This window comes from Leifsonia sp. Root4 (assembly GCF_001425085.1).
Taxonomy (GTDB): Bacteria; Actinomycetota; Actinomycetes; order Actinomycetales; family Microbacteriaceae; genus Microterricola.
This window is the reverse complement of record NZ_LMDN01000003.1, coordinates 458,398-474,396: the sequence shown is the minus strand read 5'-3', so window position 1 is coordinate 474,396 and position 15,999 is coordinate 458,398. Positions and strand designations below refer to the sequence as shown.

17 protein-coding genes are annotated in these 15,999 nt (G+C 67.7%); 4 read left to right on the top strand and 13 right to left on the bottom strand.

Annotation, left to right across the window (positions count from 1 at the left end; translation table 11 throughout):
- Positions 1-4: 4 nt before the first annotated feature.
- From ASC66_RS11885 to rimK, 4 genes are all read right to left on the bottom strand, one after another.
- Positions 5-1,741 (bottom strand): threonine/serine exporter family protein, encoded by a 1,737-nt coding sequence (locus tag ASC66_RS11885; RefSeq protein ID WP_082492285.1) that lies wholly within the window; start codon positions 1,739-1,741, stop codon positions 5-7.
- A 45-nt stretch (positions 1,742-1,786) separates the two neighbouring features.
- The gene (locus ASC66_RS11880; protein ID WP_055839606.1) at positions 1,787-2,629 is read right to left on the bottom strand and encodes a class II glutamine amidotransferase; all 843 of its coding nucleotides are present in this window, start codon (positions 2,627-2,629) and stop codon (positions 1,787-1,789) included.
- 89 nt (positions 2,630-2,718) lie between these two features.
- Positions 2,719-3,489 carry a nucleotidyltransferase domain-containing protein gene (locus tag ASC66_RS11875; RefSeq protein ID WP_055840392.1) on the bottom strand — a complete coding sequence of 257 codons (771 nt, stop codon included), beginning with the start codon at positions 3,487-3,489 and terminating at the stop codon, positions 2,719-2,721.
- 26 nt (positions 3,490-3,515) lie between these two features.
- A complete protein-coding gene (gene rimK, locus ASC66_RS11870; protein WP_055839603.1) occupies positions 3,516-4,706 on the bottom strand; it encodes a 30S ribosomal protein S6--L-glutamate ligase in 1,191 nt (396 codons plus the stop codon).
- Between the two features lie 24 nt (positions 4,707-4,730).
- On the opposite strand from rimK, the gene ASC66_RS11865 reads away from it, so the two are divergent.
- Positions 4,731-5,213, top strand: coding sequence for an ATP-dependent zinc protease family protein (locus tag ASC66_RS11865; RefSeq protein WP_055839600.1), 483 nt, complete (start codon positions 4,731-4,733; stop codon positions 5,211-5,213).
- A gap of 24 nt (positions 5,214-5,237) precedes the next feature.
- Here the strand turns inward: ASC66_RS11865 and ASC66_RS11860 are convergent, their stop codons facing one another.
- The 5 genes from ASC66_RS11860 to ASC66_RS11840 form a co-directional block, all read right to left on the bottom strand.
- Entirely contained in the window at positions 5,238-5,615 is a 378-nt protein-coding gene (locus tag ASC66_RS11860) for a hypothetical protein (RefSeq protein WP_162243507.1), read from the bottom strand.
- 100 nt (positions 5,616-5,715) lie between these two features.
- Positions 5,716-6,039, bottom strand: coding sequence for a putative quinol monooxygenase (locus tag ASC66_RS11855; RefSeq protein WP_055839595.1), 324 nt, complete (start codon positions 6,037-6,039; stop codon positions 5,716-5,718).
- Positions 6,036-6,845 carry an ATP-binding cassette domain-containing protein gene (locus ASC66_RS11850; protein ID WP_055839592.1) on the bottom strand — a complete coding sequence of 270 codons (810 nt, stop codon included), beginning with the start codon at positions 6,843-6,845 and terminating at the stop codon, positions 6,036-6,038. The genes ASC66_RS11855 and ASC66_RS11850 overlap by 4 nt, the downstream gene beginning before the upstream one ends.
- Entirely contained in the window at positions 6,842-7,888 is a 1,047-nt protein-coding gene (locus ASC66_RS11845; protein WP_055839589.1) for an ABC transporter permease, read from the bottom strand. Before ASC66_RS11845 ends, ASC66_RS11850 begins: the two co-directional genes overlap by 4 nt.
- An 88-nt stretch (positions 7,889-7,976) precedes the next feature.
- The gene (locus ASC66_RS11840) at positions 7,977-9,077 is read right to left on the bottom strand and encodes a substrate-binding domain-containing protein (protein WP_055839586.1); all 1,101 of its coding nucleotides are present in this window, start codon (positions 9,075-9,077) and stop codon (positions 7,977-7,979) included.
- Between the two features lie 174 nt (positions 9,078-9,251).
- Between ASC66_RS11840 and ASC66_RS11835 the strand changes: the two genes are divergently transcribed.
- Positions 9,252-10,247, top strand: coding sequence for a LacI family DNA-binding transcriptional regulator (locus tag ASC66_RS11835; RefSeq protein WP_055839584.1), 996 nt, complete (start codon positions 9,252-9,254; stop codon positions 10,245-10,247).
- Positions 10,244-11,167 carry a PfkB family carbohydrate kinase gene (locus ASC66_RS11830; RefSeq protein WP_055839581.1) on the top strand — a complete coding sequence of 308 codons (924 nt, stop codon included), beginning with the start codon at positions 10,244-10,246 and terminating at the stop codon, positions 11,165-11,167. Before ASC66_RS11835 ends, ASC66_RS11830 begins: the two co-directional genes overlap by 4 nt.
- A gap of 28 nt (positions 11,168-11,195) precedes the next feature.
- On the opposite strand, the gene ASC66_RS11825 is transcribed toward ASC66_RS11830, so the two are convergent.
- From ASC66_RS11825 to ASC66_RS11815, 3 genes are read right to left on the bottom strand one after another with little or no spacing between them, the layout of a single operon-like run.
- Positions 11,196-11,867 carry a response regulator gene (locus ASC66_RS11825; protein ID WP_055840390.1) on the bottom strand — a complete coding sequence of 224 codons (672 nt, stop codon included), beginning with the start codon at positions 11,865-11,867 and terminating at the stop codon, positions 11,196-11,198.
- On the bottom strand, positions 11,864-12,991 hold the full coding sequence (locus ASC66_RS11820; protein ID WP_157509780.1) for a sensor histidine kinase: 1,128 nt from the start codon (positions 12,989-12,991) through the stop codon (positions 11,864-11,866). Before ASC66_RS11820 ends, ASC66_RS11825 begins: the two co-directional genes overlap by 4 nt.
- A gap of 20 nt (positions 12,992-13,011) precedes the next feature.
- Complete coding sequence (locus tag ASC66_RS11815) at positions 13,012-13,719, bottom strand: DUF2306 domain-containing protein (protein WP_082492284.1); 708 nt, start codon at positions 13,717-13,719, stop codon at positions 13,012-13,014.
- Between the two features lie 130 nt (positions 13,720-13,849).
- Here ASC66_RS11815 and ASC66_RS11810 point away from each other — a divergent pair, with 130 nt between their 5' ends.
- Positions 13,850-14,869 carry an NAD(P)-dependent alcohol dehydrogenase gene (locus ASC66_RS11810; RefSeq protein ID WP_055839575.1) on the top strand — a complete coding sequence of 340 codons (1,020 nt, stop codon included), beginning with the start codon at positions 13,850-13,852 and terminating at the stop codon, positions 14,867-14,869.
- On the opposite strand, the gene ASC66_RS11805 is transcribed toward ASC66_RS11810, so the two are convergent.
- Positions 14,866-15,972 carry a hypothetical protein gene (locus tag ASC66_RS11805; protein ID WP_055839573.1) on the bottom strand — a complete coding sequence of 369 codons (1,107 nt, stop codon included), beginning with the start codon at positions 15,970-15,972 and terminating at the stop codon, positions 14,866-14,868. The two genes, ASC66_RS11810 and ASC66_RS11805, sit on opposite strands and share 4 nt — an antisense overlap.
- Positions 15,973-15,999: the final 27 nt, after the last annotated feature.

The window sequence follows — 15,999 nt, the reverse complement described above, 5'->3', positions numbered from 1 at the left end:
GTCATCAGATGGCACCGGGCCCGCTCCGCAGTCGGCCGGTGATGGCGGTGCCGGCGAGCACGCCCAGAGCGATGGCGACCATCGTCGACACCGTCGTCACGAGGGAGCTGACGCCGCCGCTGTCCCCTCCGAGAACGCTGGCAACGCCGACGAGTCCCAACGCTCCAGGAACCAGCAACCAGAATGCCGGCAGAAAGCTTACGATCGCCGGTGGGCCGGATCGCTGCCGGGCGACGAGCACCGCCACCGGGGTCATGGCCAACGCTCCGACGAAGGCCGACAGCACACCGCCGAGGAACACGTCGGCCAGCACCTGGGCTCCGTATGCGACGTACAGCACCAGCAGGATCCAGCCCAGGGACGCGGGGCGGGCACATTGATAGACGACGATTCCCACCCCGAACGCTGCCACACCGAGCCAAGGCCCCAGCGCTCCGAGTGGTTCCTGCGCCGGCGTGAGGTCGCGTGCGGGAACCCCGACAACGCCTGCAGCCGCAACGATCCCCACGGCGAGGAGGATCAGCTGCATCGACCCGGCCGCGAGACGGCCGGCCCCCGCCATCATTTGCCCGGTCGACAGCTCCACGACGCCTGTCGTCAGCAACGCACCGGGCAGGAGGATGATCAGCGGTGCGATCAGGGCCGGGAGGACGCCGGGTTCGATCTCGGTGCGAATCAGCAGGAAGACGGACACGCCCACCAGGAACGACGCGCCGACGGTGATCAGCGCCTGATACTGCCGGGCTGCTCGCGCACCGGCCAGGAGGAGCGCCCCCACGATCACGCCGAGTACCGCCGAGACGAGCACGCCGGCCCAGGACGCGCCGAGCAGCATCGAGATTCCCCCGGAGAGGAACATGTAGGCGATGACGCGTTGTGCCGTGCTGTACGGACGCGGCAGGCGCCGAATCGCCGCGACGCGCGACGGAACGGCGGCAGCGGGCAGCGCTCCGCTCTGGGCCGACTCGATCGTGTCATTGAGCTCTTCCACCTGGTGGAGCAGCAGTGCGCTGTGACCGCTGGAGACCACTCCGGTTCGAAGTTGTCCGTCCGCGCTCGCCGAAATGAACAGTGCGGTCGGGAAGACAACGACTTCTGCGGTCGGGTAGCCGTTCACGGCGGCAATGTCCGAGAGCGCCTCCGTCACACTCACCACCGAGTAGCCGGCATCGATCATCGCCTCGCCGCTCGATTCCAAGGCGCCCAACACGACGGCCGGTTCGGCATGAACCTCGGGTGAGACGTGCGGTAGCTCCACGTCGACCGGAGGGCGGCGAGGCACCCTGCGGTGGATCATGAACAGGACCGCTGTGCCGGCCAGCAGCACGGCGATGGCAATTATCCACGACGCCGGATCGACATCCGGGTTCGCGTACGCCGGTTCGATCGGGGCGAGCTCCGTGTCATCCGAATCGTCCACCGGAGCGGGCTCGGGAGTGGGCTCCTCGCTGGGGGGAACCACCTCGTCGGTGACGGTGGGCTCGGGCGTCGGGGGCACCGCCGTCTCGGTGGGCTCCGGAGGTTCGGGCTCGTCAGTCGACGGGTCAGGACTTGACGTTGGGGTCGGCGGAGCGGGCGTTGTCGACACAGGGGTGGGCGCCTGCGGCCCTGAGATGCCGCTCGCCGTGGTGGATGCGACGGCGGCCCAGACGGCCCCTACCGGGCCGACTCCGCCAGCGAAGGCGATGGTGACCGCCATGAGGACGGCCGCCTGTGCGCGCCCTCCAGTGCGAGACGTCATGCACCCGACCCCCCACTTCGCCTCATCTCTGGACGCGCTCAGCCTTCACGCGCCCTCCGCGAGGAACGGCTCCTGGTGATAGCCGGATGAATCCACGATCAGTGCCGTCGATTCGGGTATCTCGTTGAAGGCACCGGGCAGGTTGTTGAGCGGTTCGGACACGATGACGCGGGCGTTGGACCCGAACAGCTTCAGTCGTTCGGCATCGGGGTACATCTCCCGCAGGGTGTCGATGTCGGTGGAGTGAAACAACGTGCGGCTGCGCCGTTGCGAGGAGTAGCGGAATCCCCAGATCGTTGCACCGTTCGTGACGGCGACCGTGCCCTGCATCGGGTAGTCGATCCCGTGTTCGTGCCCGACGGACTCGACCGTGCGGATCGCCGACGCCATCGCCGCGATGGGGTCATCCTTCAGCCCGAGCGTCAGGGCGAGATTGAACAACACCTCGGAGTCCGTCGTGCCCAGGATGTGCGGGTAGAGCGACGGATCGACGGCGTACGTCAGATCGCGCTTCATCTTGCCGAAGTCCGAGAGGAAGCCGTTGTGCATGAACATCCAGTTCTCGTGACGGAATGGATGACAGTTGGTCTGCTGAATCGGCGGACCGGCGGCCGCGCGGACGTGGCTGAAGAACAGCGGGCTCCGCACGCTGCGGGTCAGCTCCCGCAGGTTCTGGTCGTTCCACGCCGGCTCGATGCTATGGAAGAACGCCGGTTGGGACCCTGGCTCATTGTTCTCCGGGTACCAGCCGAACCCGAATCCGTCGCCGTTGACCGTCTCGTTGCCGAGCGGCGAATTCAGCGACTGTGCGACCAGCGAATGCTGGGCATCCAAAATGACCGTGGATGCTTGGAGCGCTTCGCCCGAGTAGGCCAGCCATCGACACATCTCTGCACCTGTCTTTCGTTGCGCGGACTGCTTTGCCCAGACCCTAGCCCCGCGTCGCCGTGACCGACCTCACCCGGATGGGGTGAAGGTCACGCCCCGACTGCGACGCCGGCTTCTCGCGCAGCGCGGCTCAGCAACTCGCGCGTTGCGCGCACGGTGTCCACAAGTGCATCCGGATCGGCGCTCAACCCGAGCACCAGCTCGTCGACGCCGTCGACACCGGCCTGCGCGAGCAGCCCCTTCTCGTTCGTCACCCACTCGCCGCGTGCGGCGAGAATGGCGTGGCCGGCGCGGCAGGCCGCCTCGCTCATGAGCCCCGCGCACTGCGCGACTCGTCCACGGCGGGCGTGCCCGTCCGCGTAGACCAGTGTCATGTCCGCCGTCGCCCACCATTCCGCGCTTGCGCTCGTCCGCAGCGCGTCCGGGTACCCCCACCGCGGAACCTCGCCCCACAACGGGCGGTTGATGCCGAGCTCCGCAAGGAGGATGTAGCTGGGGATCCCTGCCTGGTGGAAGAGCAGCCCGTCGATGTAGAAGCGCCCCTGCTCGGCATCCTCATGGATGCGCTCGATCTCCGTGAGGTCGCGGTAGTGGATGTCGACATCCCTCCCGTCGACCGTGACCTTGCCGCCGCCGTTGAACAGGCTCCCCCACCCTCCGAGCTCGGTCAGCTCCCCCGGCCAGCCGAGTGCACGAATCTGCTCGACGTCCAGCGCGTCGCGGTAGTAGACCGCCAGATCCCAGTCGCTGTCCGGCCGTTGGACGCCGCGCGCCTGAGATCCGCCGAGCGCGACACCCCGCACTCCGGGAATGGTCGAGAGTGCGGCGGTCACCGATTCCAAGAACACGTCATCATGCATCCGCTCAGCGTAGTGGCGGCCGCCGATCACCCCTCGGGGATCGGCTCCTTCGGGAGCTTGCGCACCCGAGCCCGGCGCCGACGGCGCTCGGGAATCATCGAGCGCATGTCCTCGAGCTTGCCGAAGCAGAGCAACCGGTCGTTGGCCTCGAGCACGACGTCGCGCTTGGGGTTCGGGATGACCGCGGTGCCTCGGTGCACGGTGAGGACCGTGACGTCGAGGTCGCTCAACATGGAATCCGCGAGGCGCTTGCCCACCAGGTCTGCATCGCTGTGCACGACGATCTCGGCGACGCCGTAACCCGTCGACACACTGAGCCGCTGGCGCACGTCGATCTCGGGGAACGCCACCTGGCCGGCGATGTAGTCGATGATCGCACCGGCCACATCGAGGCCGGTCGCCCGCTCGATGCCCTCGAGCCCCGGCGAGGAGTTGACCTCCATCACGAGCGGGCCGTCGTTGCCCTCGAGCATGTCGACGCCGGCAACCCGCAACCCCATGATCTGGGCGGCGCGCACCGCTGCGCGCGTGTACTCGGGCGTCAACTCGACCGCCTCAACGCTGCCGCCGCGGTGCACGTTCGAACGGAACTCGTCACCGGTGGCGACGCGCCGCATCGCGGCAACGACGCGGTCGCCCACAACGAGGGCTCGGATGTCGCGGCCTTTGCTCTCCGAGACGAAACTCTGGATCAGCACGTTCTGCTTGGTGGAGTGCAGCGTTTCGATGATGGCTTCGGCGATCTTCACCTCGGGGGCGAGGATGACGCCGATGCCCTGGGTTCCTTCGAGGAGCTTGATGACGACGGGGGCGCCGCCGACGCGTTCGATCGCCATGCGCACGTCGGCGCGGGCGTGAACGAAGGCCGTCGCCGGCATGGCGATGTCGTGGCGCGAGAGGATCTGAGTGGCGCGCAACTTGTCGCGCGAGTTTGTGATGCCCGTTGCCGTGTTGGGCGTGTACACGTCCATCTGCTCGAACTGGCGCACCACGGCGGTGCCGAAGTAGGTGATCGAGTTACCGATGCGCGGCAGGATCGCGTCGTAGTCGGAGAGCAGCTTGCCCCGATACTGCAGGTCGGGTTCGGCGCCCGACAGATCGATCGCGAATCGCAGAGTGTTCAGAACTTTTACCCGGTGGCCCCGCTGGAGTGCGGCTGCGCGCAACCGCTGCGTCGAATATGCCTGAGGCGCGCGCGAAAGAATAGCCAGTTTCATCGATGACCCTGCCAAGATAAAGGAGTGAGAGAACCTACCTATTCAAGCACTGTCGCCGGCTGGCGTGAGTGGGTTGGCCTTCCCAGCATCGGCATTCCGTGGATCAAAGCGAAACTCGACACCGGCGCCCGCAGCTCTGCGCTGCACGCATTCGGCATCGAGGAGTTCTCGAGTGCGGACGGCGCCCCGCACGTGCGGTTCCAGGTTCGACCGTGGCAGCACACCGACAACGGTGCGATCACGGTGGAATGCCCCGTGCACGACCGGCGTTCCGTGCGCAGCTCCTCCGGGCACAGCGAAGAACGCATCGTCGTGCTCATCGATGTGCAGCTGTTCGGCCGCACCGTCACCGCCGAGACCACCCTGAGCAACCGCGATCAGATGGGGTTCCGGATGCTCATCGGCCGTGAGGCCCTGCGACAAGGCTTCCTCGTGGACTCGGACAAGTCCTTCCTCGGCGGTCGCGCCCCTCAGGAGGTTCGCCGCCGCAACCGCGGGCGCGCCTAGCGCGGCGGGCACGCCGCGGCGAGCTCAGAGAGTGGTATCGGGGCGCTGACGCCCCGTCGCCGCCTCATCGCCGCGCGAGGCATCGACATCCGGATCGATGTCGTCTGCCCGGCGAAGCTGTTCCTCTGACTTCGAACGGAGGTCGGCAGCATCTGCCTGGCGCGCGTCGGCCTCCCGTTGTATGCGCTCTGCGTCGATCCGGGCCTGCTCGGCCTCGGCTTCGGCGCGCTTCGCGTCTGCCTCGTGCTGCCGGGCCGCCAAGGCGTCATCCTGCGCTTGGACTCGGACCTCTTGTGCCTTCTGGCGATCGCTCGCCGCCTGTGCTTCGCGCCGCTGCCGCGAGAAGTACACGGCGACCCCGACAACGATGAGTAGCACAATCACGCCGACGATGATCCACACGAGAACGTTGGTATCCATGAGTGTTCCGCCTCTCTGCGCGATGGGAGGGCTCAAGTCAACTCCCGTTCCTGCGCAATATCAACGGGGTGCCTCGTCCGACTCACGGCAGCGCGGCCACCGAGCGCAAGAAGGTGAGCGTCGAACCATCGCCCACCGTGAGCTCCTTCAGGGCGGAGTTGAATGTCGCGCCGCGCTCCGCCGCGATGTGTGCGTCGAATGCCGCTTGGTCACGGTAGATCTCGTAGACGAAGAACCGTTCGGGCTCATCGGCCCGGCAGTACACGTCGAATACGAGGTTGCCCGGTTCGGCGCGGACCTGCTCGGCGAAGTCGGCGATCAGCTTCTCGACCTCTTTGCCGCGCCCCGGGGCGGCCGCGAACTCTGCGTAGAGTGCGACCGCTCCGGTCGATGTTGCCGTGTTCACGCGCGCTGGGCCCCGGTCATGATGGCGACGGCATCCGTCATCGAATGTGACTGCGGGGTGATCGTGGCGGCACGCTTGCCGAGGCGTTGGATGTGGATGCGGTCGGCGACCTCGAACACGTTGGGCATGTTGTGGCTGATGAGGATGACGGGAATACCTCGATCGCGCAGCCTCTTCACCAGCTCGAGCACCTGGTTTGACTCACGCACACCGAGCGCGGCCGTCGGCTCATCGAGCACGACCACCTTGGAGCCGAAGGCGGCTGCGCGGGCGACGGCGACGGCTTGCCGCTGGCCGCCGGAAAGGTTCTCGACCGGAACGGTCACGTCTTGCAGCGTGGTGATTCCGAGCTCGCTGAGCTCGGCGCGCGCCTTCTGCCGCATGCCCTTGGTGTCGACGATCCGGAACAGGGAGCCGAGAACGCCGGCCTTCCGAATCTCGCGCCCGAGGTACAGATTCGCGGCGACGTCGAGCGCCGGTGAGACGGCGAGGTTCTGGTAGACAGTCTCGATCCCGGCTCCGCGAGCGTCTTGCGGGCGCTTGAAGTTGACGCGCTGGCCTTCGAGGTAGAGCTCACCCTCGTCGGGGATCTCGGCACCGGTCAGGCACTTGATGAGAGTCGACTTTCCCGCACCGTTGTCGCCGATGATGGCGAGCACCTCGCCGCGATAGAGCTCCAGGCTCACACCGTCGAGGCCGACTACGCGACCGAAGGTCTTGACCAGGCGCTTGGCCTGGAGGATGGGCGTGCGAGTCTCTGCCGCCGCGGCATTCGATGCCGACTGGGTGGGAGCGCTGAGTGTCATTTGCGTACCTTTCGAATCCACTGGTCGACCGAAACCGCGACGACGATGAGCACGCCGACCGCGAAGGTCTGCCAGAGCACATCAAGCCCGGCCAGAGAGAGGCCATTGCGGAAGACGCCGACGATGAGGGCGCCGAGCAGGGTTCCCCAGACGGTGCCTCGGCCACCGAAGAGGCTGGTTCCTCCGATCACGACGGCGGTGATGGAGTCGAGGTTGAGGTCGAGGCCGGCATTCGGGGATGCCGCATTGCTGCGACCGATCTGGATCCAGGCGCCGATCGCGAGGATCGCGCCGGCGGCCAGGTACACGCTCATCAACACGCGGTTCACGCTGATGCCGGCGAGACGCGCGGCCTCTTTGTCGTCACCGACTGCATAGACGTGGCGCCCCCAGGCGGTGCGGCCGAGCACGAAGGCGACGACGAGGTAGACCGCGAGCATGAGCACGACACCGACGGTGAAGTTCACGCCCCCGACCTGGAAGGTCTCGCCCGTCCAGGTGAGCAGTGCGGGCATCTCGGCGCCGCGGATGGTGGCACCCGAGGAGTAGAGCAGCGTGAGCGCGACGAAGATGTTGAGCGTACCGAGGGTGACGATGAACGGTGGGAGGCGGAACTTGGTCACCAAGAATCCGTTGAGTGCTCCGGCTGCGAGGCCGACGAGCAGACCGGCTGCGAGGCCGAGGATGGCCGGCAGCCCTGCCTGCACGGTGCTCTGAGCGATGACCATGGAGCTCAGCACCATCACCGCTCCGACGGAGAGGTCGATTCCGGCGGTCAAGATGATGAGGGTCTGAGCGATGGCCAGCGTGCCGACAACCGCGACCTGCTGGGTGATCAGCGAGAGGTTGGCCGGATTCAGGAAGCGCTCGTTGAGCAGGCCGAAGACGATCACGGCGAGCACGAGAACGATGGCCGGGCTGATTGCCGGATAGCGGTGCAGCGCGTTGCGGATGCGGCTGAGGGGCGTGGTGCGGTCGAGGAACTCCTCGGCCAGGTCAAGAGCTGCGGTGTCTGGTGCTACCGAGCTTGTCTGTTGACTCACGTGAAAACTCCGATGGTCTCGTGCGGTGGTAGTGGGGCAAGCGGGTCGGGGCGCGGCGCCCCGACCCGCTGCTGTGGTGAGGGGCGGCCTAGCCCCAGCAGATGGTCAGTGCTTCTGCGGAGTCGATCGAGTCGACGCCGGTCTGCGGGTCGTCTGTGACGAGGGCGACACCCGTGTTGTAGAAGTCGAGGCCTTCTGTGACCTCCGGCTTGGTGCCGTCGGCGACGAGGTCGACAATCGCCTGCACACCGAGCTCGGCCATCTTCACCGGGTACTGCTGGCTGGTGGCGTTGATGATGCCCTCTTCGACCTGGCCGACGCCGGCGCAACCGCCATCAATCGACACGATGAGTGCATCGGTGATCCCCGCGGCCTTGAGCGCCTGAGAGGCGCCGTAGGCAGCAGGCTCGTTGATCGTGTAGACGACGTTGATGTCCGGGTTCTTGCTGATCAGGTTCTCGGCGGCCGAACGACCCCCGTCTTCAGCGCCCTGCGAGGCCGCGTTGCCGACGATCTCGTACTCGCCGCCGCTATAGCTTCCGCTCTCGGCCTCATCACCGTTCTTCGCGGGATCGGCAAGGTCGATTCCCATGCCGTCGAGGAAGCCTTGGTCGCGGTCCACGTCGACGGAGACGATCTTGTCATCGAAGAGGTCGATCATGGCGATGGTCGCCTTCTCGCCACCGAGCTTGGCGGCAGTCCACTGACCGATGTACTGGCCGGCGAGGAAGTTGTCGGTGGCGTAGGTGATGTCGACGGAGTCGGGGTTGGACGGTGGCGTGTCGAGCGCGATCACGTAGAGTCCGGCGTCGCGTGCCTTGACGAGGGCATCTTCGACACCAGGGCCGTTCGGAGTGATCAAGATGCCGGCGTCACCCTTGGAGATCGCATTCTCGATCGCCTGAATCTGCGTGTCCTCGTCTCCATCGCTCTTGCCGGCGGCGAGCGTGAGTTCGACTCCAGCAGACTCGGCCGCGGCCTTCGCGCCGTCCTGCATCGCGACGAAGAAGGGGTTGGCGGTGGTCTTGACGATGAGGGAGACGCCTACGGCGTCCGAGTCTGATCCGGCTCCAGCGCCGGCATCCGACGTGCCTGAGGAACAGGCAGTGAACGCGAGTGCTGAAATTGCCGTGATCGACCCGGCCACGAGAAGGCGCTTGGCGAATCGATTGTTTGCTGTGCGATTCATCGGTGAATCTCTCCTTGGTTTGAATGGAGCTGTGCTCCATGACAACGATGTCATACGTAGTTCTAAGCCATTAATGCTGTTAGAGTCAAGTCCATTCAGCACATTGGAGAAACAATCGTGACATCGTTGTCAAAAATTCTTCCTGAGCCTGGCGATGCGCGGACTCGGCCAACAATGAAGCACGTCGCCGCCCTGGCCGGCGTCGGAATCAAGACGGTCTCGCGGGTGATCAACGGCGAGCCCAACGTCTCAGAGGCCACGATCGAGCGCGTCATGAAGGCCGCGGCAAGCCTCAACTACCAGCCCGATCTGCACGCCGGGAACCTGCGCAGGGCCGATGGGCGCACCAAGACGCTCGGCCTGCTGGTCGGTAGTGTCGCGAACCCGTTCTCTGGCGCGCTGCACCGCGCCGTCGAAGAGGCGGCACTCGCCAGGGGCATCGCCGTCTTCGCCTCCAGCCTCGACGACGACCCAGAACGCGAGGAGTCGATGGTTGATGCCTTTCTTCGGCGGCGGGTCGACGGTCTGATTCTCACCACCGTTTCGCGCAGCCAGGCCTACCTGCTCCCGGAGCTGCGCCGCGGCACCCCCGTCGTCTTCGTCGACCGCGAGCCTGCGGGCGTCGAAGCCGATGTTGTGGCGAGTGACGGTGCGGCCGGCGCGGCGGTCGCGACGCGGCACCTGCTTGAGCACGGGCATCGCCGCATCGCCTACCTGGGCGACCGGGTCGACATTCAGAGCGCCAAGGAGCGCCGCCGCGGATTCCTCGAGGAGCTGGGCCGCGCGGGCGTTGCCACCTCGGACATCCCCGCGATCGATGGCTTGCATGATGAGGAGACGGCACGCGCCGCGCTGCTCGCGCTGCTGGATTCGGAGAATCCACCGTCTGCCGTGTTCAGCAGCCAGAACCTCGTGACGATCGGCGCCGTGCGCGCCCTACGGGAGCGCGGCGCGCAGCATCGCGTGGCGATCGTCGGCTTCGACGACATTCCTCTCGCTGACCTCCTCGAGCCCGGCATCACCGTCGTCGCCCAGAACCCGCAGCGGATCGGCGAGTTGGCCGCAGAGCGGATCTTCGCCCGCCTCGACGGCGACGCATCGCCGGCACGCAGCTACGCGGTGCCGACCCAACTCATCATTCGCGGATCCGGAGAGATCACCCCGTCATGAGCGTCGACTCCACCACCGCAGCGCACGTCGTCGTGATCGGCGACGCCCTGATCGACCGAATCGTCGACGGCACCCAACACCGAGAATTCGTCGGAGGGGCGGGGCTCAACGTCGCCGTCGGCCTCCGCACGCTCGGCGTCGGGACCACCCTCATCGCCACGCTGGGGGCGGATGCCGGCGGTACCCGTGTGCGGGACTACCTCCGTGGCCACGACGTCGCACTGATCGCCTCTCCCGCTGCGCTGGGAACCTCCGTCGCGCTCTCCGAGCGGGTCGACGGCGAGCCCCGCTATGCGTTCAACACGGCAGCCCAACACCGCGAAATCGCGTTCACGCCTGAGGTCATGCACGCGATCGACGCCGCAACGCTCGTCGTCGTCAGCTGCTTTCCGTTCGACAACCCCGCGCAGGCTGCGGCACTCGCAGCGAGTGTGCGGGCGCCGGAGTCTCGGCTGGTGATCGACCCCAACCCCCGTGAGGGCATGCTCGCCGACAAGGACGCCTTCGTCGAGCACTTCGAGGCGCTGGCCGCACGGAGCTTGCTGACCAAGGTGGGTGACGAAGACGCTCAGCTTCTCTACGGCTCGTCGCTCACCGAGCTGCGTGATCGGCTGATCGCTGCGGGCACGGGAGCTGTTCTCGCCACGGCCGGCCGCGACGGCGCGACGATCACGACAGGAACCGGTGTCACCGCCGCATCCGGAATCACTGACATGCCGGGCGAGGTAATCGACACGATGGGGGCAGGCGACGCGACGCTGGCGGCAGCGGTCAGCGCGCTCGTGCATGACGGGGTTCCGGGGCAGGAGGACGGCTGGTCACGCCTGCTCGGTTTTGCAATGGACACCGCCGCCGCCACCTGCCGTGTTGAGGGCGCGCTGCTGCAACCGCACCCCGCGCGGCGGCAGCCGATCGCCTAGCGGGATTCGCCGCCGCGTGGTGGTGATGTCACGGTCGATCCGAGATCGGCCGGGTCTGGTGCGCCCAGATGGCGAGTTCCACCCGATTTCGCGCGCCGATCTTGCTCATCAGGCTTGCGAGGTGGGTCTTCACGGTGCTGAGGGTGATGAACAGCTCGCTCGCGATCTCGCCGTTGCTGAGCCCGACCGCCACCTTGGCGAGCACCTCCTCCTCACGGTGGGTGAGCGGCTCGATCGGCTGGGCGGGTGGCGCCGACTGCTCCGCCGGCGCCGCACCGGCGAACGCCTCGAGTAGTCGCACGGTCACATTGGGGGCGATCAGCGCATCACCGTCGGCGGCCGCGCGCACCGCCTGGCCGAGCAGCGCCGAACCGGCATCCTTGAGCAGGAATCCGCGCGCGCCGGCCCGGAGCGCCGCGTAGACGTACTCGTCGAGGTCGAAGGTGGTGATGATCACGACAGCCATCGGGTTCTCCACGCCTGGCCCGGCGATGGCCTTTGTGGCCTCGATGCCATCAAGCCCCGGCATCCGGATGTCGAAGAGGCAGACATCGGGGCGGAGGCTCTGAGCGAGCGCCACCGCCTCGTTGCCGTCCGAGGCCTGGCCGACCACCTCGATATCGGGCTGGGCACCGAGGATCATGCTGAGCCCCGTGCGCACGAGCTCCTGGTCGTCGGCGATGAGCACACGGATTGTCATGAGGTCCATCCAACACGAGGGAGCACCGCGGTGACACTCCACCCGCCGCCCGGCACGGGACCGGCCTGACAGGTGCCGCCGAGCAGGGCAGCGCGCTCAATCATGCCGGTGATGCCGTAGCCAGGCGTCGGCGACGCTGCGACCTCGCCGTCGTTGGCCACCGCGATCTGCACACCGCCGGCATCCGCCTGCACGGTCACGTCGATCCGGGTGACCTTGCGCGCGTGCCGGAGGGCGTTGGTCACGGACTCCTGCACCAGGCGGTAGACGGCGGCGGCCACCGTCGGCGGCACGCTCTCGGCGTCGCCGCCGACCCGCACTGCGACGGTCGCGCCCCCCGGGCGGATGCCGGCGAGCTGCTCGATGTCGGCCAGCCGCGGGCTGGGCGCGAGCTCGGCCGACTCCCCCTGGCGCAGCACCCGCACCATCGACCGCATCTCGCTCAGAGTCTTCGCCGCCTCGGCCTCGATCACCTCGAGTGCGGCCGTCGCGGCATCCGGATCGTGCGCCGCCACGGCGAGCCCAGCCTGGGCGCGGATCGCGATGGCCGAGACGTGGTGGGCGACGGTGTCGTGCAGGTCGCGGGCCAGGCCCTCCCGCTCCAGCACCTTGATGCGCTCGAGCTGGCGCCGCCGGGAGCTCGCCCGGTAACGGAACGCCATTCCGAGGAGCGCGACTGAGAGCAGGAGCGCGAAACCGCCGATCAGGTCGTCGAGGCCGCCGCCGCGGACGAAGCTCAGAGCGAGGCTGCCGAGGATGACGCACGACCCGATCACGAGTTCGCGCCCCGATGCCCAGCGGAAGAGCGCGTAGGGCAGCACGATGACGAACAGACCCGTGTAGAGGATCGAATCGGGAACGAACGCCTCGAGGGGTGCCATCGCGATGAAGACGATGACGAGCATGAGGAGGGGCTTGGTGCGACGCCAGAGGAAGGCCGGCGTGACCGCAAGCAGGATCGCGACCGAGAGAAACGGCAGCGATAGCTCGGCGGCCCTGATCAGACCCTCCATGACCGCGGAGGCGGCGACGAGCGCCACGAGCACCCAGTCCCGCCACACCCGGCGTGGTGGCGGGGGGACGGCACTCGGCATGTTCCACGCGGAGCGCAGGAGTCCGATCACCCCTTCATGATACGAGGCCATCACGCCACGGTGAGGCGGCCCGAGGAGCGAGCCGCGCCCGTGCGCCGAGAACGCCGATGGATGACGAGTTCGGCCACCGCCACGTTGATCACCCACGCCGTTCCCATCATCACGGACGTGGTCAGCTCGTCGGTGGGGCCGCCGCCGATGACCCAGATCGCGAACACGATCGCCTGGGTTCCGGCGGCGACGCCCAGTGCGTAGGCGCGCGTCATCCAGGCGCCGTGCCCGCTGAAGTCCCGCCGACGGATCGCGACGATTCCGAGCAGGATGCACGCCACCATGGCCCAACCGAAGGCGAGTCGGAGCACAACGAGGAGAGCGCCACCGGCGCCCGGGGCGGGGGCGACGAAGACCGCCATCCACAGCCCGGAGAGGGCCGCGATCAGCCCGGTGGGGATCAGGACGAGCCCGGCGATGCGATGCCAGCTTCGCCTCCCCCGCAGCGCGGGCACGAACTGGAAGGCGCCGAGCAGGCAGTAGAGGGTGGCGCCGACGATGTGGGCGATGATCGGGACAGGCGCGGCGAAGAACCGCGCATTGTCCGGCGTGATGGCCGCTCCGCCGCTCAACTCGGTGAGGCGGAAGGCGCCGCCGATCACCGGGATCAGGCTGAGCAGGATCAGCCCGGCGGGCACGAGCCATCCGCCGCGTGGACGCCGCGGTCGGCCGGTACTGGAGTGGGTGATGGCGGTGGCTGAGGTCATGATTCGATGCTCGCCCGAACCGCGCTGCACGGCATCGGCGGAGCGGACGACGGGAGACCGTACTTTCGGCCGAGCCGATTCAAGCCATTCCGCCGATGCCCGGGGCTCGTGCCGCGACGAACATCGAAGCATGACAACCACAACCGGCACCCGCCCCACCATGACCGCCGCCGTGTACCGCCACTTCGGCGCACCGGACGTCATCCGTCTCGAGCACCTCCCGATCCCCACCCCGGGACCAGGCGACGTGCTCATCCGGGTTCACGCCAGTACCGTCGGCGTCGCCGACCACCGAGCCCGCAGCCGCGACATCCCGGCCGGCCTCGGCATGCTCGCCGCGTTCGGGCTCGGCGTGTTCCGGCCGAGCCGCCGCATCCTCGGCATGGATGCCGCGGGCGTCGTCGAGGCCGTCGGCGCCGGCGTCACCGCCTTCGCTCCGGGCGACAGGGTCATCGCCATGACGGGCGGCGCCTTCGGCGGGCACGCCGAGTACGTCTGCATCCACCAGGACGGCGCGATCACGCGCGCCCCAGAGACAATGAGCTTCGAGGAGGCGGTCACACTGGTGTTCGGCGGCGTCACCGCCCTCGGCTTCTTCAGGAACGTCACCATCGGGCGGGGCACCACGGTGCTCGTCAACGGCGCATCCGGCGCCGTCGGAACCGCCGCCATCCAGCTCGCGAAAGAGCTGGGCGCCGACGTCACCGCCGTGACCAGCGGGGGGAACGCAGAACTGGTCACGTCACTCGGCGCCGACCGCGTGATCGACTACACGAAGCAGGACTTCACGGCATCAGCCGACAGCTACGACGTGATCGTCGAGTGTGTCGGCAACGCCCCGTTCGAGAAGGTCGGCGGCGCCATCAGACCCGGCGGTGCACTCCTGCTCGTGATCGCGGACCTCAGAGGGATGCTGCGGAGCCGACGCCAGAGCCGGACGTCGCAAAAGCTCGTGACCTACAACGTCGGCAAGCCCAGCGCCGAGGACCTCGCGTACCTCGTCAGTCTCGCGGATTCTGGCCGCTTCCGCGCCGTCATCGACTGCAGCTTTGACCTCGCCGACGTCGTCGCGGCGCACCGCTACGTCGACACCGGGCGCAAGCGCGGCAACGTGGTTCTGCGGATCAATGATGGGGCCTCGCGACCTTAGAGCGGTTCGATGCACCGCACGTAGTAGACGGTCCCGCCCTCGACCCAGTAGGTCCACGGCCACTCGAAGACCGGCAGCTCAACGCCGTTCTCGGTGAAACCGCTGGCTGGCAGGCCACGGCAGCCGTCCCAGAAGTTACCGTCTCTGACGACGCTCGGATCGAACGGCGGCGGCTGGTAGCTGCGAAGCCCGGTGGGCCCCCACTGAATCGGGGTGCCGCCAACCCCGTTGCTGCCGGAATCGCCCCCGCCAGCATGGGACTCGGCTGCGTCCCGGGCCGCCTCGGCGGCGGCATCGGCCGCGGCTTGCGCTTTCTGCGCCTCGACTGCCGCGTGCGAATCCTTCACAGCCTGCAGCGTGGTCAGGTACGCCGCCACCGTCTGATCGAGAGGCGCACCAGCTTTGCTCAGCGCATCAATGGCCGCCGTCAACGCATCGCGCTCGGGTTGCGCAGCACTCGGGTGCGCGGTCAGCGTTGACGCGGAGTCCTCGGCGGAGCGCTCGGCGATGCCTGCGAGTGCGACGTCAACCGCCCGCGCGAGGTCGGCGAGCTCAGCGGTGTCGGCGAGGATTCTCGCCGTATCGTCTTGGATCGCCGCGGTTGCGAGCTCGGTCCTGGCCGTCTCCTCGTCGATCGCTGCCCGGTCGGTATCGGCATCCACTCGGACCTCGATGGTGCCCACCGGGGCCGCCGAGAGCAACACCACGCTCTCACCCGGCCCAGCGATCCGCGAGGTGAAGTCGTTGAGCGCGGTCAGTGCTTCCCGCACTGGTGCCACGATCTCGGGGGCGAGCACGGTCGATGCTGCAATCGACCCCAGCACGGCATCCCGCTCGATCGAGCGTTCGACAGCCCCCACGAGGCCGGCGCGGGCGTCGGCGTTGTCTTCTTCTGCCACACCGTTGGCGTCCAGCGCGGCTTGAGCATCCTCGACAGCCTGCTCGTGCTCCGCGTGGCTGCTGGCTGCAGCCACAGCGATGCCGCCTCCTGCGACGACGAGTGCGGCCACGATGCCGGCGATGACGACGAGCCGTCGTCTGCGCGATCGTTGGGGTACCTCGGGGCCAGATTCACCGGGTCGCGAAGCATCGTCTTGCGGCATGGGCACTCGCGCTCTCTCCGTTGGCAG